Annotated in this window: 16 protein-coding genes; 5 read left to right on the forward strand and 11 right to left on the reverse strand. The window is 57.7% G+C overall.

Annotation, left to right across the window (positions count from 1 at the left end; genetic code table 11):
• Window positions 1–83 precede the first annotated feature (83 nt).
• From E4P00_RS16660 to E4P00_RS16700, 9 genes are all read right to left on the reverse strand, one after another.
• Window positions 84–812, reverse strand: coding sequence for an AraC family transcriptional regulator (locus tag E4P00_RS16660; protein ID WP_032875173.1), 729 nt, complete (start codon window positions 810–812; stop codon window positions 84–86).
• Window positions 813–1,094: 282 nt separating this feature from the next.
• Entirely contained in the window at window positions 1,095–1,490 is a 396-nt protein-coding gene (locus E4P00_RS16665) for a type II toxin-antitoxin system RelE/ParE family toxin (protein WP_248132176.1), read from the reverse strand.
• A 2-nt stretch (window positions 1,491–1,492) separates the two neighbouring features.
• Window positions 1,493–1,783, reverse strand: coding sequence for a type II toxin-antitoxin system ParD family antitoxin (locus E4P00_RS16670; protein WP_248132178.1), 291 nt, complete (start codon window positions 1,781–1,783; stop codon window positions 1,493–1,495).
• Between the two features lie 344 nt (window positions 1,784–2,127).
• The gene (locus E4P00_RS16675) at window positions 2,128–3,903 is read right to left on the reverse strand and encodes an SIR2 family protein (RefSeq protein WP_248132180.1); all 1,776 of its coding nucleotides are present in this window, start codon (window positions 3,901–3,903) and stop codon (window positions 2,128–2,130) included.
• Window positions 3,904–4,220: 317 nt separating this feature from the next.
• Complete coding sequence (hxsA, locus tag E4P00_RS16680; RefSeq protein ID WP_032875191.1) at window positions 4,221–4,829, reverse strand: His-Xaa-Ser repeat protein HxsA; 609 nt, start codon at window positions 4,827–4,829, stop codon at window positions 4,221–4,223.
• On the reverse strand, window positions 4,826–6,061 hold the full coding sequence (gene hxsC, locus E4P00_RS16685) for a His-Xaa-Ser system radical SAM maturase HxsC (RefSeq protein ID WP_248132182.1): 1,236 nt from the start codon (window positions 6,059–6,061) through the stop codon (window positions 4,826–4,828). The genes hxsA and hxsC overlap by 4 nt, the downstream gene beginning before the upstream one ends.
• Window positions 6,061–7,548 (reverse strand): His-Xaa-Ser system radical SAM maturase HxsB, encoded by a 1,488-nt coding sequence (gene hxsB, locus E4P00_RS16690; protein WP_248132184.1) that lies wholly within the window; start codon window positions 7,546–7,548, stop codon window positions 6,061–6,063. Before hxsB ends, hxsC begins: the two co-directional genes overlap by 1 nt.
• The gene (hxsD, locus tag E4P00_RS16695; RefSeq protein ID WP_228309857.1) at window positions 7,545–7,844 is read right to left on the reverse strand and encodes a His-Xaa-Ser system protein HxsD; all 300 of its coding nucleotides are present in this window, start codon (window positions 7,842–7,844) and stop codon (window positions 7,545–7,547) included. The genes hxsB and hxsD overlap by 4 nt, the downstream gene beginning before the upstream one ends.
• A gap of 340 nt (window positions 7,845–8,184) precedes the next feature.
• On the reverse strand, window positions 8,185–9,099 hold the full coding sequence (locus E4P00_RS16700; protein WP_032875232.1) for a LysR substrate-binding domain-containing protein: 915 nt from the start codon (window positions 9,097–9,099) through the stop codon (window positions 8,185–8,187).
• Window positions 9,100–9,367: 268 nt separating this feature from the next.
• On the opposite strand from E4P00_RS16700, the gene E4P00_RS16705 reads away from it, so the two are divergent.
• The 4 genes from E4P00_RS16705 to pgm all read left to right on the forward strand — a co-directional run bounded on the left by E4P00_RS16705 (window position 9,368) and on the right by pgm (window position 15,707).
• A complete protein-coding gene (locus E4P00_RS16705) occupies window positions 9,368–10,390 on the forward strand; it encodes a zinc-dependent alcohol dehydrogenase family protein (RefSeq protein WP_005788465.1) in 1,023 nt (340 codons plus the stop codon).
• Window positions 10,391–11,093: 703 nt separating this feature from the next.
• A complete protein-coding gene (locus E4P00_RS16710) occupies window positions 11,094–12,518 on the forward strand; it encodes a hypothetical protein (protein WP_179119830.1) in 1,425 nt (474 codons plus the stop codon).
• A 36-nt stretch (window positions 12,519–12,554) separates the two neighbouring features.
• Window positions 12,555–13,958 carry a PLP-dependent aminotransferase family protein gene (locus E4P00_RS16715; RefSeq protein WP_078821400.1) on the forward strand — a complete coding sequence of 468 codons (1,404 nt, stop codon included), beginning with the start codon at window positions 12,555–12,557 and terminating at the stop codon, window positions 13,956–13,958.
• 105 nt (window positions 13,959–14,063) lie between these two features.
• On the forward strand, window positions 14,064–15,707 hold the full coding sequence (pgm, locus tag E4P00_RS16720; RefSeq protein WP_248132186.1) for a phosphoglucomutase (alpha-D-glucose-1,6-bisphosphate-dependent): 1,644 nt from the start codon (window positions 14,064–14,066) through the stop codon (window positions 15,705–15,707).
• A gap of 115 nt (window positions 15,708–15,822) precedes the next feature.
• On the opposite strand, the gene E4P00_RS16725 is transcribed toward pgm, so the two are convergent.
• The gene (locus E4P00_RS16725; protein ID WP_032875247.1) at window positions 15,823–16,518 is read right to left on the reverse strand and encodes a pirin family protein; all 696 of its coding nucleotides are present in this window, start codon (window positions 16,516–16,518) and stop codon (window positions 15,823–15,825) included.
• 218 nt (window positions 16,519–16,736) lie between these two features.
• Between E4P00_RS16725 and E4P00_RS16730 the strand changes: the two genes are divergently transcribed.
• Window positions 16,737–19,181: a UvrD-helicase domain-containing protein gene (locus E4P00_RS16730; protein ID WP_248132188.1), complete on the forward strand. Its 2,445-nt coding sequence runs from the start codon at window positions 16,737–16,739 to the stop codon at window positions 19,179–19,181.
• Between the two features lie 80 nt (window positions 19,182–19,261).
• Here E4P00_RS16730 and E4P00_RS16735 read toward each other — a convergent pair whose 3' ends face one another.
• A complete protein-coding gene (locus E4P00_RS16735; protein ID WP_005788459.1) occupies window positions 19,262–19,534 on the reverse strand; it encodes a DUF1652 domain-containing protein in 273 nt (90 codons plus the stop codon).
• Window positions 19,535–19,919: the final 385 nt, after the last annotated feature.

Consider the following 19,919-nt stretch of genomic DNA (forward strand, 5'->3'; position numbering starts at 1 on the left):
GTGGCGCTGAGGTGCTCTGGGAGGAGGTGATCAGCGCTTAACGTTGTCGCGAATAAGATGCGATCGATATTGGCGTTTTGATATCAGTGCGTCTTGAACGAAACGCTTGTCTTACGCAAAACCTCAGCGGCGGTGCGCGGCGTCATGCCAATCATGCGGCGCATCATGCGAGCCAGATGCGCCTGGTCGGAGAAACCGCCGTCGGCGGCCGCGTCCGATAACGTCGAACCGCCGGCCAGGGATTTGGAGGCCCGTTCCAATTTGTTCCAGATGATCCACTGGGAGAGGGAAACCCCCATCTGGTGGGTGGCGACGCAGCGCAACCGGGGGCTGGACAACCCCACCGCCTGGGCAGCGCGACTGACGCAACCTGGGCCGTCGCGGTCCAGGCGCAAAATATTCAGGGCTTTGTGGAGCCTATGGTCGATCGGCGGGGTAATTGCCAGCAAACGCGAGAGGGCATCGACAAAGTGCGACAGGGATGTACTACGGCGAAAGCACGTCAGCAGTTCATCACTGGCCAGGGCGATGCCATCGTCCTGGAGCAACGCATTGAGTGCACGGCCCAACGCCGTGTCCGGGCTGACATATAAAAACGCTACCGGATGACTCTCCGCCACGGCACGGTGTTCGACGTTGGGACCGATGATCACACCTGCCGCACGGAGCACCCTTCCGGGCAACTCAAGGGTGGCGGGGTGACCTACGCCGATGCACAGTTGGATGGCGACATGGGAGTGAGCAGTGTTTTGATCCGCACGGCCAATGTAGCCGGCCCACGAGTCGCCAAAGGTAACGCTGCCATCCCACATTTGAAGTCTTCCTTGACGTGTTGGGTGATTGTTCGACGCGTGCAGGGTAGGCCTGCGCAGGGCTGGATTCAAGCGCGGCGCTGGGTCGCTGTCTTTTCGTTGCACAGCGAGTGCATATCAAGCCGACGCTCGCTAGAGGCTATCCGGATCCCCGAAGAACATTTTGGCTAGGCTCTGGGACAATGTTTTCAGGTCGATAACACTTTCGTTTGCCCCCACTTTTGCCCCCCATTCATACCGAGTGTGCGAGTGATCGCAAATGGCGATCTCCGACGGACTTCGCTATTCCTGGCCAGTTAAGCCGTTGGGCCAGGTCGCTAAACAGTCGTTAGGCAAGTGCAACTGCACTTCCATGGCGTCATGAAGGAGTCTGACGACCTCGATCACGTCGTCGTTTGTCACACGATAGAACACTATATGGCGTGGGCTTTTGACCGTTCCATGGGTTTGTTTGGCCTGCTGGCGTGAATAGATGAGGTGATAGCTGCGAAGGCCCGGTGCAAGTTCATCGCGGTCGTGGCTGCCAATGCGATAAGGCTTGTCGGCAAGCGCTTGCAGCGCCGCGAGGATCAGCGCCTGGTAGCGCTGGCGTGCTTGATCGCCGAACTGCGTCTGGGAGAGCCTAAGGATGTCGACAATGTCGGCACGCGCCGCGTTGGAAATCCGATACTGCGGCATGCTCAGTGTTTCTCTCTCGCAGGGAGGGTTGCCTCCAGGCTCAAGCTCTCGAGGTAGTGCTCCAGATCACCCTCGTTCACCTGAGTAAACCGCCCGTGCTCAAGATCCATGATGCCGATCGAGGTCGCCTGACGCAGTGCCTCAATTTTGGCGGTGTCTTCGGCGACGCGCTGCTCCAATAAACGCAAACCTTCTCGCATCACTTCGCTGGCATTCTGATAACGGCCGGACTGCACCAGATCCTGAATAACCTGTTCTTGGTGAGGGGTAAGTACAACGTTTCTCGTTGCCATAATGAGCTCCAGCTTTCGGTAAACAGTTTCTTGCGATCATTGGCATATTATGCCATTTTGCTTACGAACACATGGTTTTGGATTTTAATCTGAAGGACTGTGTCGTACGGCGTCATCCTTTGCTCCATTCGAAAAAAGGCTGTCGCAGGGGGGGGCGTTGTGGACTGAATAGCCCCAACGCAGCCCTACAGGCAGTCAGCAAGCTACCTCGTTCGTTGATGAAGAACGCATAAATCACCTCCCTCGATGCCTGCTGCCAGAATCAAAACTTGTCTAAGAGTTTCAGCAGCAAACGCATGTACCCCATTTGAATCGTATTTGCATTAATTGGAATGCGTGAGGCGTCAGTACCTGGACAGCCGCTTCAGTCCTTCAAGAATTTGCTCCAGGTAGCTTTGCGACCCAAGTGCGAACCCTGCTGCCAGCAGCGGGGCCCTGTACTCTTCGGTCGCATATTCGTGAGCGAAGCGGTTGATGGTCTCTGAATGCCAGGAAAGCCGGCCCAATGCGATTCTTTTGAAATCGTGGTTTTTCACGGCATCCGCGAGCGATTCTTCACTGACTCCGCGTTGCTCGCAGAAGAACAGGAAACTGAAAAACTCAAACCGTTCGTAAAGCAGCCCGTGATCCTGCAGACCTGCGAAGTCAGGCGCCCACCGAGGCGCAAGACGGTCATGGAGTCGGTTGCACAAAGGGGTAAGAGCTCTACTTTGGTCTTCGAAGCTCCTCCATAATTCAAGCAGGCCATTGGCTCCCTCAATGTAGAACGGTGATAGATCAACTCCCACAGGGAAAGGCATTTCGCGCCGGTTGATAAGGGTCGTGTTAAACAGCTCGTTTAGCTCGCTCAGGCGATTGGCCCGCACAAGTCCCATGCCATACGCATAGGTAACAAGTGCTATCGGGTAACTCCTCAATGCAAGCCCAGCTACCCAGCCTGACTGCTCGACTTGAGACGCAGCGTGCAGGCCCTTGATCGCATCCAAAACGATCGAATGCTCAACACCTGCACCCCATCGCCCTAACACTGCACAAAGGCGTGCTAGTGGCTCGATGGCCGCTTCGTATATCTCAACCAGATCGATAAAGTCCTTGGCCGTGCTGCCCTGAGGTCGTTCTGTGAAGAGAGGAGCCAGATGGCTGATCGCTTGATGAGCCTGGCTTGTCACTAAATCATCGAGCTGAATCCTGTGTTCGGGTCTGGCCATAAAGCGTTTGGCCATAGCGAGAGTCAACTCGATGCCGGCTGGGTTCTGCAGGCGGGATTGCTGGATGGTTTCCAGTTTGAGGTTCAGCCCATCGAAGAAGGTGTCGGCATCCAGACCCGTCACGACGTTGGCGCGCCGCTGAGTGATGAGCTCTTGGCCACGCTCGCTCAATTTTCCTCGCGAAAGCCAGTAGGTCGGATAGCGACGGGAGGGCGCCCTCAAAAACGCCGCCCTCAGCGCATGATCCCACTCACCTGACCAGCCCGCGACGATCAGCCCAAACTCATCGATGATGCGGTCAAGCAGCGTATTGAACGCTGGCGGATACTTGCCCAGCTCCCCATCGGTATTGAGGATCCTGGCATCCTTGTAATCACCATGGATCTTCAGGATGTAGCAGGACGCATGAGTGAGTGGCTCCGCTCCTCCGAGGGTGTCTTCTGAGCTGACGACAGTTGGCTCAACGCCGACATCGCGAAGTGCATTTTCCATGAGTCGGTCGAAGTTCGTCGTGATGATCACGCGCACATAACCCGCTTTGACCATCGCAGCGATCGCTCGATGTGCGGGGGTAGGCAGTTTAAGGCCATCCTCTAACTCGTCTTCGCTAGGTTCCAGAAAGCCTTGAATCATCGCTCGCCGCTCAGTCTGGGTTGTCGCCAGGCGTTCGAGCAACGTGGAGTAATTGGGCTGCTCTCCTGTTTGACCTACGTACCACGCGAGCCAATCTTCCTGTTCGCCGGCACAAGACGCTATGCCCCATCGTTTCACCAGCTCCATGGTGATTTCCCAGCCGGTCGGTATTCCCGCCGAGCGTGATACCCCCGAGCCAAGAAGCACTGCGTAGACGCCTTTGTTTTCAAACATTGAAAACGCGATTTGGGCTGTTGAATCACTGATGGCAGCAGTCATGCACATTCCTAAATTTCAGCGGGGAGGCGAGGTTTCTGCGCGAGCATCGGCTTATCTAAGAGTAGTCAGATCCGTGTCGGTCGGTGGCAGCGACGGTGGCTGGTGACGACTTGCTGCATCTCCAGCCAATCGACCTATTTGCGGTGCAAGATAAGCCCATGATTGTCGGCGCTGATGCGATTTTGACCCAGGTTGCTGATTTTGACTGACCCACACGCTGCCTCCGAAATCACCCGCAAGGTAATCATTTCTTGAGTACTCGGGTGGGTCAATGAGTTCCGGTAGCCGGCGTCAAAAATCGCATCAGCGCCAACAACTTATGGAATCTTGATCCCCAACGCATTCAGCGATGGTGTATCCATCCGGCCATTCACGGTCAGCCCACTGTCCATCTGAAAGGCCATCAACGCACCACGTGTCGCCTTGCCCATCACCCCATCAATGGTGCCTTGGTAATACTGGCGCACCATCAGCGCGGTCTGCACACGGGTGACCAGGTTGCTTTTCTGCTCATTGGTCGCGCGGCTCTTTGAAGTGCTCGAACTTGTCCCGCTGGTAGTGCCAGACGACCGATAAAGGCTGTTGCTGCTTGGGATGCTGCTCGAAGCACTCGGCGCGCTGTAGCTTCGGGTGCTGGTAGCGGGTGGGCTGTAGTAGCGAGGTGCGCTATAGCCACCCGAGCCGCTGTAGTGAGAACTGTGCGAACTGTGGGACCGGTGAGAACTGTGCGAGCGATGTGCCGCATAGATGTTGACGGTGTTTGGCGCATTGAGCGTATCGGCAAATACCGGGGGCTGTAGCTTGTCGGGGGGTTGCCAGTTCGCATCCGCGAGCGACAGATGGCCCGCCTGTGCCAGGGTGGTACTTGCCATTGGCAGCAGGCTGATCCCACTGATGAGGACTTTCCAGCGATCGAGCAATTTCACTGTGCACTCCTTGCATAGGCGCTAAAGACCTCGGTCGATAGTAGTTGTACGCCGCGGCTCTGCCAGCGGTCGGTGTGGGATTTGAAGAAGCCAGAGCAATGTTTGACGGCAGCGCATTGCTGGCAGGTATCGATGAACAGGTTCTTCCAGTCCGAGATGCTCTGGCGGGCGAAACGCGAGAGGTGGGCCGGGATCAGGCACAGGGGCAAGTTGTAGATCGAAACCGGCACTCCGCGGTTGAACAGGAAATACACGGCCTGGCTCAACGACTCCTGATAGTCCAGCGGGTCAATCCACAGTTCTTCATAGTGCTTCCTGGCCAGGCCGGTACTCTCGATACCCATCAGCGCAACATGCCGCACGAAGGGCAGGTTCCTGAACACGTAGTGGGCAAGTTCTGGCAAGCGTGGCGTGGTCAGGCGATTGAGCACCACGCGTATCTCGATGATCTGGTTGGCACGCGCCAGGTTGTAAAGACCTTGCAGGGTTTCGCTAAACGCGCCGGGAGCCTGCACCACATGATCATGGTCTTCGGCATTGTCGGCATACAGCGGAATACCCCAGCTCAACTGAGGGTGGTCGATAGTAGAGAGTGCTTGGATCCAGCTCGGATCTTTGAACAGGCGCCCATTGCTGAGCACATGAATGGATTTCTGCGGCAAAACGGCTTTGCACTTGGCCAGAGTTTCGAGTAGGCCGTCGCGATAGAGTGTTGGCTCGCCGCCGCTGATGCCCAAGTTTTCCTCGCCCGGGTCCATCAGGTCGATCAGCCGAAGGTTTTCCTCGATGTGCCAACGGTCATCGATATCTTTGGGTGGCTGCGAGCACATCAGGCAGAGGCTGTTGCAACGATCGGTCATGAACAGCAGGTTGCTGTCCGAGCCTCGTCGATACAGCACTCGCACCAAAGCGTTGCCTGGTGTGATGGCAATGACATCGCCGGGCTGCACGACATCCGCATCTTTGGGTGTGTGCAGGTGTAGCCGCTCGCTGTCGAAGTCGCCAATCAATGGCTCTGGGGTCAGGAATCCACCCACGGGCAATGAAAGCAGGTTCGGGCTCCGTAGCCGTTCTTGGTTTGGCAGCCAAAGCAGCAGCTCACCGACCTCAGCGTTTCCGGCACATACAGCCAGGCCTTGTTCGATAAACTCATCCAGGGTGATGACTTTGAGCAGCTTTGGCTCATTCAGGTGATGGATTTCGAAATGGGTGTCTTTGCGCAGCATCGCCATCAGCCCCTGTAACCCGGGAACCGAACATCGCTGTAGGAGCGCCTGTTCAACCAGGACAACAGCACCCTCTGCGCGTTGTCGTCGCCATCGCGAAGCAGGCCGAATAAATGCTTCAGCAGTCCCATGTTTTTCTTGCAGAAGCTGCTGAACACCCGGTGTCCGATTGGGTCGCCTTGGCGCGCATAGTGTTCGATGGGGTCTGCGCCGCAGTAGGGGACCAGTGCGCAGTCCGAGCAGCCCGGCAGTGCCTCCGCAACACCACTGGCAAGCAATGCCTCCATGACGGGCGATGCCAGTAGTTCAGACAAGTGTTGCTGTACGGTGCCGAGCCTCAAGCTATCTTCACCCATCTCCAGCAACATTCGGGCTTCGTCCGAGGGATAGACATAACCGTCATAGTTGTAAACCAACGCCGCAGTGCCTGCGCCAGCAGGGGAGCGCAGGTCCACATAGCCGGAGGAGAAGGGCGTGAGGATGTTCTTCAGCAGCAGGCTCGTGTAACTCTCCGACAGGTACACGCCCTGCTGGTTGATACGCAGCAAATAGTCCAGTGCCTTCTTGTAGAAGGCCAGGTATCGCTCAATCGGATAATCAAGTCGATGGGCACTCTTGGTGGCAAACCCATAAGGGCTCAGAGGCCGAAGCGAGATGCTGGAGAAGCCCTGGCTTACATACTCATCGATGATCGCTTCAGGTTGTTCGAGGCTTCTTGAAGTCAGCGTGGTCAGCGCGGAAACTGCATCATGGCCAAGGCGCTCACGGACCCACTGGATGCCTTTTACAGTGCGTTCGTAGGAGTCTCGTGACGGGGTAGGGCGGTTGGCATTGTGCAAGGGCGCGGGCCCATCGAGCGAGGTCGAAAACTGGATGCGATTTTGTTCTGCGAAGTCGAGTATTTCCTCCGTCAGGTGGTGCAGCGTGGTGGTGATGACGAACTGGATATCCCGTTGTTCGACCACGTTCCGTTCAACGACCCATTCGACAATCTGGCGGACGCGCTCGAAGGCCAGAAGCGGCTCGCCACCCTGAAACTCCACAGTCAGGGCGGGAGCATTCGATTCGAACAGGCGATCGACCGCCGCCTGTGCATCCGCTTCCGACAGGTCGTGGCCGGATCCTCCCAGAGGGGCCCGCGACACCTGGCAGTACTGGCAGGTGTGGTTGCAGCGCAATGTAACCACGAACAAGTGCAGTGCAGGGCCCTGGAAGATGAAGTCCTTGCGGCTGCGATACTGCGCGGCCATTTCTGGGAACGGGTCGTGGCGGCCGGGTTCGTAGATGAAGTGGCGGGCCAGCAGGTCCTTGTAAAAAGGCGTACTTGCTTGAACGTCGAAGTAACTGAGGGCTCGTAATTGCGCGTCGTTCACGTGCATGTACTCACCGGTATCGGAGGTGAGTAGGATGTCACGGTCATGTCCCGTGTTCATGCGCATGAATCGAAAAGGCAGCAAGCGGTAGTGCTTGGCGTCTGTCGCAATCAGTGTCACTGCGAAACCCCACATCCAGCGAGCGCGGCTCGGGCCAGGACTTCGCGCAACCCTGCTGTTTCGCGGTTTATATGGTCGCGTAGGGCGAAGTCGTTCAGATGCTGGAGGATCAGCGAGTGAGCCTGCTCCGGGGAAAGCGTTAGCCTTGCTTCAGCGGGGTGGGCCGTGATGCTTATCTGATTGGTTTCAATACCGACCTGGATCGCGACAGTGTCGGCCAGGGAATAAGCGGCGCGTTTCACCACGCTGAGCGGGTAGACTGCGCTGTCGAGTTTCAGCGTGACTGGCCATGTCATCGGAACCGCTCCTTCAAATCCGTTGGAAACGTGTGGATTTTGCAGGTTGCCGAGGCATTATGCCATCATAATTTTTTACATTTGCACGCATTTGTTCAGCGTGGTGGGTGGTGCGCTCACTACGGCTCGGCCATTGATACGGGGTAGGGCCGAGGGTTCATATCTCCCTCAGTTCACCCATCCTCATCAATAGCCTGCTTGGCCTCAGGCTGGGGGCATTCTTTTCAAACCAGCATACCCTCAGATTTGCCCCCAATGTAGCAATCCACTGGAAGTGAATGGATCTCCATGGCCTATGAAAAGCCAGAAATGATCAGCTAAACAACCTGCCCGACAAAGCCTAAAGACTCTCAGGATCCCCGAAAAACATCTGAATCCGCGACCTCAACCACCGCTCCCCCGGATCATTATCCTGCGACCCCCGCCATGCCATATGCAGCTCAAACGAGCGCACGGGCAGCGGCGGGTCTTCGGCGCGCAACCCTCCCGCCGCGGTCAACGCTTCAGCCGCATAATCCGGCACGGTGGCCAGAATGTCGGTACCCGCCAGCAAGGTGCCAAGCCCGTTGAACTGTGGCACGGCCAGTACTACGTGGCGTTTGCGGTCGAGTTTCTCCAGCTCTTCATCAATAAACCCGCTCAGGTCGCCGGCGAATGACACCAATGCATGGGGGCGTGAGCAGAAGTCGTCCAGGCTCAGCGAGCCGGGCACGCTGTCGGCGCGCAGCAGTTTTGGCAGGCTGCGCCGCAGTACCTTGCGCTTGGCGTTGGCCGGCAGGTCGGCGGTGTAGCTGACGCCGATGGAGATTTCACCGGAGGCGAGCAGACTGGGCATCAGGATGTAATTGACGCGGCGTACCACCAGCACAATGCCGGGGGCTTCGGAACGCAGGCGTTTGAGCAATTGCGGAAGCAGGGCAAATTCCACGTCATCGGACAGGCCGATGCGGAACACGGCGGTGCTGGTGGCGGGATCGAATTCGGCGGCGCGGCTGACGGCGGTGGAAATCGAGTCCAGGGCCGGGGAGAGCAGGGCGAAGATTTCTACGGCGCGGGCCGAGGGTTCCATGCTGCGCCCGGTGCGCACGAACAGCGGGTCATCGAACAGCCCACGCAGGCGCGACAAGGCCGCGCTGATGGCCGGCTGGCCGAGGAACAATTTCTCGGCCGCGCGGGTCACACTGCGCTCATGCATCAAGGTTTCGAATACGATCAAGAGGTTAAGGTCGACACGACGCAGGTCGTTACGGTTCATCTTGTGTCCTGGAAGAGTCTGCAAACTTGATGTGAGCGGTCACACAGGAACCCATAAGGTCCTATTCAGAAGCATGACCGGCATGAATCTTACGGGGAAAGGCTGGTACTCTGCACCGGCTAATTGATTTTTCCTACGATAGTTGAGGTCTGCTCCTCCTTCGCGGAATCAATGACAGGCATGTCGACTATTAATGGCGACCGGTGGTCTTACCTGGAAAGCCCAGATAAAGTTCATGGCATTAGAGGTTACTTTGACGAGGTTTGCGATGTCCCGCACGATCCGTTTTCACAAGTTTGGTCCGGCCGAGGTGCTCAAATGCGAAGAGCATGCAGCCGCGCAGCCCGCACCGGGCGAAGTGCAGGTGCGTGTCGAGGCAATTGGCATCAGCTGGTACGACATTCTGTGGCGCCAGAACCTGGCGTCTTCCCATGCGCGCTTGCCTTCGGGCCTTGGTCATGAAATGGCCGGTGTTGTTGTCGCCCTCGGCGATGGCGTGGATGACTTGGCAGTGGGCGACAAGGTGGCCAGTTTTCCGGCCGAGAGCCCCAATGATTACCCGGTGTACGGCGAGCAGATCGTCCTGCCCCGTTCGGCGCTGACCCGTTACCCGGATGTCTTGAGCCCGATTGAAGCCAGCGTGCACTACACGCCGTTGCTGATTGCCTACTTTGCCTACATGGATCTGGCGCGGGTCAAACCGGGGCAGTTTGCCTTGGTGACCGATGCCAGCCATTGTTCCGGCCCATCGTTTGTACAACTGGGCAAGGCCTTGGGTGTGCGGGTGATCGCCGCTACCAAAGACAGTGCCGAGCGCGAATACCTGCTGTCCCTTGGGGCAGAAAAAGTCATCGTCACCGAAGAACAAGACCTGCTCATGCAGATCAACAAGTTCACCGATAACCGTGGCGTGGACGTGGTATTCGATGGCCTGGGTGGCCCGCAGATGTCGCTGCTCGGTGATGTGCTGGCACCGCGTGGCAGCCTGGTGCTGTATGGCCTGCAAGGCGGCAACCAGACGCCGTTCCCGGCCTGTGCGGCGTTCCAGAAGAACATTCAGTTCTTCGTGCACTGTATCGGCAACTTCACCGGCAAGCCGGAACTGGGCATCATCCAGGACCAGGTGGCAGTGCAGCGCGCCTTGCGTGAGATCAACCAACTGACGGCCGATCGGGTGCTGGTCCCACTGAAAACCACGGTGTTTCCGTTCGGTAAGTTCGTCGAAGCGCATCGATACATGGACGAATGCCCGTGTCGTGAGCGTGTGGCTTTGCAGGTTGAAGCTGTTTGAGCTGTAGGAGTATTCGTAAATGAATACGTTGGCGTCTGAGCCTATGAGGCAAATGCGCCATTTGACAGGGCTTAACCCGCATCAGGGTTGAGCCGCCGCGAGGGTGTTGCGCCCTGCAAACAATACCTTTTTTCCTTACGCCGCCCTGAATTCCAGCGCGGCGCTGTTGCGTGCGCGCCAAAAAAGTTCGGTCGCCTGCCCATCTGAACTGCTTTCAGGCGTTGTTCTGTATCTGTTAATCATTATTTGAGTGCCGATAATTGTGTCTTCGCTGTCATCTCAAGGATTGAGCAATGATTGAATACCTGACATTAACGTCTCGCACCTCTGAAACTAGCGATGCACGGGTCGCCTTCTCGAAAGTGCAAAACAAATACGCAGTCGCTTTACCTGAGCCAACAATGAGCGGGTAACTAATATGCGTCGGACGTTTCCTTAGTTGCTTAGTTAAAGTGGTGTAGGGCGTTGTCGGAATATTCCTAAGACATGCGGCCAGCCGCGCTGGAAGCCGTGCACGCCCACGACTCAGCATCGGTGGCGCCATTGACTGCTCCGGTGAGCGGTCCTGCGATTTTGTTGCAGGGTGCTAATGTTGAATCAACCTCGCACGATGCAACTGACGACAAACTTATAGATGTAATGGGTCGAGCAATGACAATTGATAATTGCTTGAAGCTAATATTTCAATTCAGGTAGTAGAACGATGAGCGCTATTCATGAGCAAGCCATGAACTATGTTTACCAGCAAGTTCTGCAACGGTTGGTCGGGCACTTTACCCGTGACGAACGTACCGCACTGCAACTGTTGATCCAGCGAATTGTGGTAGCGGCCGGTGGCATGGAACAAGTAGGCAACTACAAAGTGCTGATTGCTCACGGCGGGGGTGAGGTCAGCAGTTACACCCTGGCGCTGTTGCGTGCGGCGCAACTGAGCATCGCCGGGCGTGCACCCAAGACTTTTCATCTGCGCGTGGCAACGTTGCGGCATCCGGGTATGACTCAGGCAACGCTTGATTCACTGCACCAGGGCTATGGCGCGTTGTTCTTCCATGATGATTCTCGGGTTGAACTGCTGATGGTCGAAAACCATGAAGTACTGCCCTTTAATCATCAGCGCCCGGCGTCCAGTGCCGGGCGTGAAGTCAGCCAGCGCAATATGCTGATGATAGGGCACCTGACGTCCGGGGACATTCGCGCCATCCTGCGCAACGACACGTATCTGGCCCTTGGCGATTTCTATCAGCGGGTTGCTACCTGGAACGGCGGTGTGCACGCGGTGGTCAGCGGCGATTCGGTGCGCAAGCAAAGCCAATACATCGCGTGGCTGAAGAAAAATGCCCTGGCAACCGGTCTCGCGTTCGCGTCCGGCAAGCCGACATCGCTCAACGGGTTGTTTGCACGCATGGAAGAATGGAGCGTCGGCTGCTACCGCGACCTCTATGGCGAGCACTACGCGGGCACCGAGAACCCAGGCCGGGGCGGGCACCGGCATTTAGCCTACATCGGTATTGCCGACCTGCTCGACGATGTCGACGTCGCGCGCGCGCCGCTGCTTGCAGAGTTTCTGGCTCACAAGCGCGACCCGTTCGAGTTCCAGTTCAGCCACCCAGCCTATCCAAACCCGTTGCTCATGGCTCATATGTATGGCTTGCAGGCCCAATGCCTGCGTGAGCTCTCCTATGAGCACGGTGTCGAAGGTTTTGTTCGTCACGCGGCAGACTACATGCTGCGCAGACGCGTTCCCATTGAGTTGATCACCGAGGCGTCCAGCCCGGATGGGCGGGTATTGTCGACCACCTACGCCCAGGCGTTTTTTGGTCTGGACGAAAGTCAGTTGACTTGCCTGCTGTTCGCGCCTTTCGTTCAGCATGGCGAACGGCTGGAGGGCTTCTTGCGTCAATGCCATCCCGGCATGTTGGTGGCACTGCCCGAACTGCACAAGGCGCTGCAGGGCAAGCCTGCTGCGGACATGTTGCATCAGTGGCTGGTAGACACCAGTGGTTTGCCGCTGGCCTTATTGCAGCATTTGTATCGCAAGCGAACATTGCCGGCTGCGCACGGCTCTCGCATCCACAAACAACTGTTTAGCCGGCCCGAGGCCCGGATCGCCCAAGTGTCGGGGCGCTAGCACCGTGCATTGGCGTATAGATGCCGGTGAGCGGCGATGAACCTGAGGGGAGAGCGGCAGGCAGACTTTGCCTATCAGGCGGTGTACCGCTACATGATCAACCTGATCAACGAAGTCAGCCTGGAAACGCCGGTCAAGTTGCCGTCGTTGCGTCAGTTGTCGACACGCATGAACGTGTCGATCTCGACGATTCAGTACGCTTACTCCTTGCTGGAAAAGGAAGGGCGGGTCTACTCGGTGGCCAAGTCTGGCTATTTCGCCTGGCCTGTGGCGACAAACCCGCCGGTCATGGCGGGCGCCGACCTGCTTGAGCGGCTGTATGCGGCGGCGCGACGCCCGACCATGGTTGTGCTCAGTGGTGATGAGCCGGCGTTGTTGGGGTCACTGGATGGCGCTTTGCTTGCGCTGGAGCGCCAGCTGGTGCGCAGGTATCCACACCACCTGCAACCGTCGCAACCTTCTGGCGTATGGGAATTACGGGCGGCATTGGCGGCCCGTTATACCTCGTCGCCTAGCCATTGCTGGCAGGCCGACGAGGTGTATATCGGCGCCGATCTTCAGGGCGTACTGCAAATCCTGATCGACACGCTTGGCCTCGAGGGCACGGTGGTGCTGGCTGAATCGCCCTGCGATTACCTGGTCTTGCGCCTGTTACAGAGCGCTGGCGTGCGGGTTATCGAACTGCCCTGGCACGCCGATGGCAGCTTCGACTTGGCCACGTTCGAGCACCTGCTCAAGCACGAACCGGTGCACCTTGTGCTGCTGTCCTCCGTGGTCAGCATGCCCTCGGGTAACGCGCTGACGCTACCTGAACGGCTGCAAGTAGCGCATTTGCTGGAGCGGCACGCCTGTTGGTTGTTGGAGAACGACACGTTTGGTGAGCTGAGCTTCGCGTCGTCGCAGACGGCTTTGCGCAACCTGGTCAACCCGCAGCGGCTGATTGTGTTTTCTTCGTTCGAAAAGGTGTTGGGGCCAGAAGCGCCGTTTGGGTACCTACTGACGCAGCAAATGGGCAGTGAGTTGCAGCGCCAGTTTTTGCTGCGCTCATTTCGACTTTCCTCCATTCGGCAACGCGCCATTGCTCGGCTATATGAGAGCGGGCGGTTGGATCAGCACCTGCAGACGTTATGCCAGCGCCTCCAGGAACAGGCGCAAGCCATGAGCCATCGGTTGGATGTGCATATGCAAGGGCGTGTGAGTTATCGAATGCCTATCGCCGGGGCAAGTTTCTGGTTGCAGTCGGTGGCGCCGGTGGATATGCGTCTGGTGTTCCAGCGCATGCTCGCCCAGCAGGTCGTGATTGCGCCGGGGGAGTTGTTCAGCCTCTTAGGCTTGCATCACCAGCATATGCGCTTGAGTCATACGTTCAGCGGCCACCCCAATCTGGATATTGTCCTGAATGCGCTGGCTCAGGCGCTGCTCCAGGCACAGACCGATTAATGTGTGAAACTTCTTTCCGAATTGTGGGATCGATAACATCGCTCAGTAGTCCAACTCTGAGTAAACTGTCATTTTTTCCGAATCCTTATTTTCCGAGGTTTATGCATGACTATCAGTCCTTTTGCGGGCAAACCGGCACCGGCTCAGTTGCTGGTGGATATCCCGCGACTGGTCACGGCCTATTACACCGGCCAGCCTGATGCAGCAATCTCTACCCAGCGTGTAGCCTTTGGTACCTCCGGGCACCGAGGCAGTTCGTTCGAGCTGAGCTTCAATGAATGGCATGTGCTGGCGATCAGCCAGGCGATCTGCCTGTACCGTGAAGCCCAAGGCATCACAGGGCCGTTGTTCGTTGGCCTGGATACCCATGCATTGTCCACGCCGGCCGGTGCCAGTGCCCTGGAAGTGCTGGCTGCCAATGGCGTGCACGTCATGCTGGCTGAGGGCGATGAGTACACACCGACCCCGGCGATTTCCCACGCCATCATTTGCTACAACCGCGGCCGCACCAGCGGCCTGGCGGACGGCATTGTGATCACCCCGTCGCACAATCCGCCGCAGAGTGGCGGCTACAAGTACAACCCGCCCAATGGCGGCCCGGCCGATACCCACGTCACCAAGTGGATTGAAGCCAAAGCCAATGAACTGCTAGCCAACAAGCTTGCTGGGGTCAAGCGCATCACCCATGCCCAGGCGCTCAAGGCGGACACCACTCATCGCCATGACTACCTCAACAGCTATGTGGCCGACCTGATCAATGTGATCGATATGGACGCGATCCGTAGCGCTGATCTGCGCCTGGGCGTTGATCCCTTGGGCGGGGCGGGGGTGCGCTACTGGTCGGCGATTGCCGAGCACTACCGCCTGAACCTGGAGGTGGTGAACACCGAAGTGGATTCCACCTTCCGCTTCATGAGCGTGGACTGGGATGGACAGATCCGCATGGACCCATCCTCCAGCTACGCCATGCAGAGCCTCATTGGTCTCAAGGAACGCTTCGACGTGGCATTTGCCTGTGACCCGGATCATGACCGTCACGGTATCGTCACGCCCTCCGGCGGCCTGTTGGCGCCGAACAACTACCTGGCGGTGTCCATCGATTATCTGTTCCAGAACCGTCCTGATTGGCGAGCCGATGCGGCGGTGGGCAAGACCGTGGTCAGCAGTGGCCTGATCGATCGCGTGACTGCACGTATGGGCCGGCGCCTGTATGAAGTGCCGGTGGGCTTCAAATGGTTTGCCGATGGCTTGTTCGAAGGCTCGTTGGGTTTTGGCGGCGAAGAAAGCGCTGGTGCTTCGTTCCTGCGCAAGGACGGCACGGTCTGGAGCACTGACAAGGACGGCCTGATCCCGGCCTTGCTCGCAGCGGAAATGACCTCGCGCAAGGGCCAGGATCCCAGCCAGATCTACCGCGGCCTGACCGATGCACTCGGCGAACCGTTTGCCATTCGCGTGGATGCCAAGGCGACCCCGGCGCAGAAAGCCCTGCTGGGCAAGCTGTCGCCGGAGCAGGTGACGTCCACCCAATTGGCCGGCGAGAGCATCCAGCAGATCCTCAGCCATGCCCCGGGCAATAACCAGGCGATTGGCGGCTTGAAGGTCATGACGGAAAACGGCTGGTTTGCTGCGCGGCCATCGGGTACCGAGGACATCTACAAGATCTACGCCGAGAGTTTTATCGGCGAAGAACACCTCAAGCAGCTGGTGGAAGAGGCGCAGGTGCTGGTGGACGGCGCAATTTCCCAGTAACGGTGTAGGAGGGGGCTTGCCCCCGATAGCGGTGGGTCAGTCACAGATGTGTTGACTGGCATAACCTCATCGGGAGCAAACTCCCTCCCACATTAGATAGCAGCATGATGCAAGATCAGGCCAGGTCGACCAGCACGATCTCGCTGTCCTCGATCGCCGTCACCCGCAACACTTGCTCATCCTCAACGGCCACGCCGTCTCGCGCCTGTGCGCGCAAACCATTGACTTCAATTACGCCGGTTGCCGGCACCAGGTACGCCCGGCGTCCGTTGTCCAGCCGGTATTCGGCGCTTTCCCCAGCTTTCAGGTTCGCCGCCACCAAGCGTGCATCGGCACGAATGCGCAGGCTTTCACTGTCGCCAGCCTTGCCGCTGGCCAGCGTCACAAAGCCTTCACGATTACCTTGCGGAAACGGCTTGGCACCCCAGGACGGTGGCAAGCCGGCCTCATTCGGGATGATCCAGATCTGGAAGATCTTGGTCGGGGTGGCTTCCAGGTTGTACTCGCTGTGGGCGATCCCGGTACCAGCGCTCATCACCTGTACATCGCCCGCCTCGGTGCGGCCTTTGTTGCCCAGGTTATCGGCATGGCTGATTGCGCCTTCGCGTACGTAGGTGATGATTTCCATGTCGCGGTGCGGGTGCTGGGGGAAACCGCTGCCAGGCGCGATGATGTCGTCGTTCCATACCCGCAAATTGCCCCAGTGCATACGCTCGGGGTCGTGGTATTCGGCGAATGAAAAGTGGTGATGGGCGTCGAGCCAGCCATGATGGGCGCCGCCGAGGGTGTTGAAAGGTCGAAGTTCAAGCATGATCGTCTCCTGTGAATGAGCCCATCATCCAGCAGCGCATGATCGATAAAAAGCGTAAAAAATGCCTGATTCCTATCCATCAATTCGATCATTTAAACCTGTTTCAACTTTCACTTCATCGCCTAACTACATGACCGTAAAGCAATTGGCTGGAACTGAGCGTCGATTCCGGCGACCATGGCGGCCTTGTCAAAGCCAAGCTCATCGCAGGAGTCCGCGTGCCGCAACAAAAGCCTGATCTGCCCCCTGAACTGCGCCCCTTGGCTGAAATGCCGTTATTGAAGCGGCTGGCCGCTCGCCTGTTCGGCCATGGCCTCACCCGTTTGCGCGCGCAGCACCGGTTTTCCTGGCTGCATGGCCAGGCCGACGGTTTTCGCAATGGGCATGAAGCCGGTGTGGAATATGGGTATCGCGAGGGTAAGGCCGATGGTCTTGAAGAGGGCCGGCAAGTCCTGTTGATTCGCGACTTTCGCCCTGATGAGCACCGAGCGCCCGGTGTGGATGACAGCCTGTTCGACGATTGGCGATTGCCGCTCACCGCCGATGTGAAGAAGCGCATGAAGGCGGATGTGGCGCGCCTGCTGCCAGCCCACGCGCAGCCGAGCACAGCGCAGTGGAAGATGATCTTCAGCGACACGCCCTCGACCTCGGTGATTGCGGGCGCCGGCGCAGGTAAATCGACCTCCCTGGTGTTGCGTATCCTGTTGCTCACCCATTACCTGGGTTTTGAGTTGAGTTCGATGACCGTGGTGACGTTCACCCGCGAGTCGCGCAAGGACTTCATCAACAAGCTCATGGAGATTCTGAGCCTGTGGGGCCAACCCCTTGACCTGAAACAAGCCCAGGCGGTGGTGCGTACGTTTCACTCGCGCATCCTGCCGATGGTGCGCAGCCTGCCGGGTTTTGAACGGCTGCAAGCCTTCGAAAACCTCAGTGGCGGCTTTGAAGACGCCGATAGCAATGCCTTCGATCTACGTATCAGTGATGCCCAGCGCCAGCATATGAACACCTGTTATCACCGTTTGCAGGGGCATCATGCGCGTTTTCGCGAGTTGATTGCGCCGCTGGCTCGCCAGGGCCTGCAGCTCAAGGAGCTGGAACGCGATCATCCGGACGTGCAAAAGCGCATGGCCGTGACCGAGTTGGCGGCCAAACGTGATGAAGAACTCTGCGACGTGATCGAGGACCTGTGGTTCCGCGCGGGCGCCTGGCCGATCAAAGGCATCGAACCCAGCCGTCAGACCTTTGAAATCAACAGTGCCAAGTTTCATTGCCACGGCTATATCCCGCAGTTGGATGCCTGGGTCGTATTGGGTTTCGATGCGCGGGAAAACGCCGGGATCAGCCGCCCAAACTCAAAATTATCGGTGCGCGCAGAGTGGGCGGTAAAGCGCACCCTGTTTCAAGCTTTCTGCAATAAGCCATTGATATGGCTGGATAACTACGAGTCATCCAAGCGCCTTTTAAGCAGTCTGGCCGGCGAGGCCACGGCAGGGCCTGGCTTTGATTACAAGGTCAAGGGTGAACTCGCCTCGGCGCCGCTGCTGGACAGTTTTGTCATGGCGGCCGGGTTTATCGAGAACCTCGGGCTGGACGTACCGACGGCCGTGGGCCAGATGAGCTTCGCCAAGGATGACCCGGATCGGTTGTTCTTCGAGGCCTTGAGCATTTTCTGGAAGGCCCTGGAAGACCACCTGCTCGATCAATCACCGCCGATCATGACCTACAACCGAATGTTTTCCCTGTTTGGCGAAAATACCCCGGAGAACCTCAAGCTGCTCAGTGATCCCTTGCTGCGGCCGATGTCACACCTGATGATCGACGAATTCCAGGATGTATCGCCGCAGATTGTCTCGTGGATCCGTGCCACGCTGCGGGAAATCCGCAGTCGCGGCCCGGCCATGCACGTCGGGCGTGGGGCGCAACGCTCATCCTTGCTGTGTGTCGGCGATGACTGGCAGTCGATTTATGGCTGGCGCGGCAGTTCGCCCAAGTACTTCATGAAGTTCAACCAGGAATTTGTCGCACCGAGCACCACTCGCGTGATGCTGGGCGAGAACTACCGCAGCCACCAACACATCATCGACGCGGCCGAGCATATCGTGCGCACCGCACCGGCTATCCCCGGCAAGAAGGCCAAGGCCAGTGGCGAGTCCAAGGCATTGGTGCCGGTCACCGTGCTGGAGCGCGACGACGCGGCGCTCGGTCGGCGGTTGCTGGAGCATTATCAACGCGGGGATACGGTCTTGATGCTTTATCGAAAAAGCAGCGATAAGTTGCTGATTCAAGAGCATATTCAGTCTGTTGTTAATGTGGATTCTAGCTTGCCGGTCCACGAGCGCCGTCTGAAACAGCTCACTTACCACAGCGCCAAGGGCCTGCAGGCCGATGCAGTATTTCTGCTTGGGGACTGCCAGCATCTCACCAGCTCGCCCTACAAAAACCAGGTCTACCGCATGGCGGGCTTGGGAAAGGAAGGTGACAGCGAGCCGTACGACAATGCGCAAAAGGACGAAATACTACGACTGGCCTACGTCGGTATTACCCGAGCGGTCAGCCACTGCTACTGGTATGTGGAAAAGTCGGAGGGCCAGGGTGTAAATGTGCCCAGGGCATCCGAGCGGGTGGATGGCAAGAAAGCGTTTTTCGACGATCAGCGCTGAACCTTCAGCTGACACACAGCAAAATGCGGGAGGGGCTTGTCCGCTCCCGCATCAGGTAATCGGCGGCTGACAAATACTATTCAGGCCCGCAACGACAACGGCGGCACAAAACACTCCAGCTCATCCTCCACGGCCTCGATAATGCGCTCCACATCAGCGGCGTTCATCACTGTGGCGCAAGGTATGCCGGCGATGGCGATCAATGTTTCACCGCTGGCGCGGTCGAACAGGCGGGCGATCATGCTGCCGGGGGCATCCATACTCCCCTCGAAGCCCATCGGATGAAAATGCCAGCGCATCAACTGGCACGCATTGGGAAAAGTCACTTTGTTCATATTGCCCACCTTGTTCATTGAGCGCTTCCTTTAGCTCGCGGCAGGGGTCAGGACCTTCGTTGGTCAAGACGGCGAAGAACTTAAAAATAGCATTCGTTCGCAAGTACAAGGTGAGTTTTTCGGCCCCGTTCGGCGGTTCTTTTACCTGATTTTGATGTGGATCATGTCCTACAGCAGATTAGGCAAAAGGCCATTACTTCGAATGGTCGTCTGGCCATTGTGGGGGGCGGGTAGATTTAGGCAATCTCAAGCATTTTGTTCGCTGTGCTGGCGCAGGATTCGACTTGCTCCCGATGGCGGCCTCAGGGCCGACCAGGGTGCTGGATCAGCCGAGTACATATCCGTTGTTTGGGTAACGGCCACTATTGGTTCCGCTTTTACAGCGGGTCACTTTCGAAAAGCG

The sequence above is a fragment of the Pseudomonas sp. B329 genome (assembly GCF_023127835.1).
Taxonomy (GTDB): Bacteria; Pseudomonadota; Gammaproteobacteria; order Pseudomonadales; family Pseudomonadaceae; genus Aquipseudomonas; species Aquipseudomonas synxantha_A.

What these genes read in the sequence shown, in the direction of transcription:
- E4P00_RS16710 (WP_179119830.1), top strand. Translation starts at nt 11,094, where the DNA reads ATGAGCGCTATTCATGAGCAAGCCATGAACTATGTTTACCAGCAAGTT.
- E4P00_RS16705 (WP_005788465.1), top strand. Translation starts at nt 9,368, where the DNA reads ATGTCCCGCACGATCCGTTTTCACAAGTTTGGTCCGGCCGAGGTGCTC.
- E4P00_RS16735 (WP_005788459.1), bottom strand. Translation starts at nt 19,534, where the DNA reads ATGAACAAGGTGGGCAATATGAACAAAGTGACTTTTCCCAATGCGTGC.
- E4P00_RS16715 (WP_078821400.1), top strand. Translation starts at nt 12,555, where the DNA reads ATGAACCTGAGGGGAGAGCGGCAGGCAGACTTTGCCTATCAGGCGGTG.
- E4P00_RS16670 (WP_248132178.1), bottom strand. Translation starts at nt 1,783, where the DNA reads ATGGCAACGAGAAACGTTGTACTTACCCCTCACCAAGAACAGGTTATT.
- hxsC (WP_248132182.1), bottom strand. Translation starts at nt 6,061, where the DNA reads ATGGCGATGCTGCGCAAAGACACCCATTTCGAAATCCATCACCTGAAT.
- E4P00_RS16700 (WP_032875232.1), bottom strand. Translation starts at nt 9,099, where the DNA reads ATGAACCGTAACGACCTGCGTCGTGTCGACCTTAACCTCTTGATCGTA.
- E4P00_RS16665 (WP_248132176.1), bottom strand. Translation starts at nt 1,490, where the DNA reads ATGCCGCAGTATCGGATTTCCAACGCGGCGCGTGCCGACATTGTCGAC.
- E4P00_RS16725 (WP_032875247.1), bottom strand. Translation starts at nt 16,518, where the DNA reads ATGCTTGAACTTCGACCTTTCAACACCCTCGGCGGCGCCCATCATGGC.
- E4P00_RS16660 (WP_032875173.1), bottom strand. Translation starts at nt 812, where the DNA reads ATGTGGGATGGCAGCGTTACCTTTGGCGACTCGTGGGCCGGCTACATT.
- pgm (WP_248132186.1), top strand. Translation starts at nt 14,064, where the DNA reads ATGACTATCAGTCCTTTTGCGGGCAAACCGGCACCGGCTCAGTTGCTG.
- hxsD (WP_228309857.1), bottom strand. Translation starts at nt 7,844, where the DNA reads ATGACATGGCCAGTCACGCTGAAACTCGACAGCGCAGTCTACCCGCTC.
- E4P00_RS16675 (WP_248132180.1), bottom strand. Translation starts at nt 3,903, where the DNA reads ATGACTGCTGCCATCAGTGATTCAACAGCCCAAATCGCGTTTTCAATG.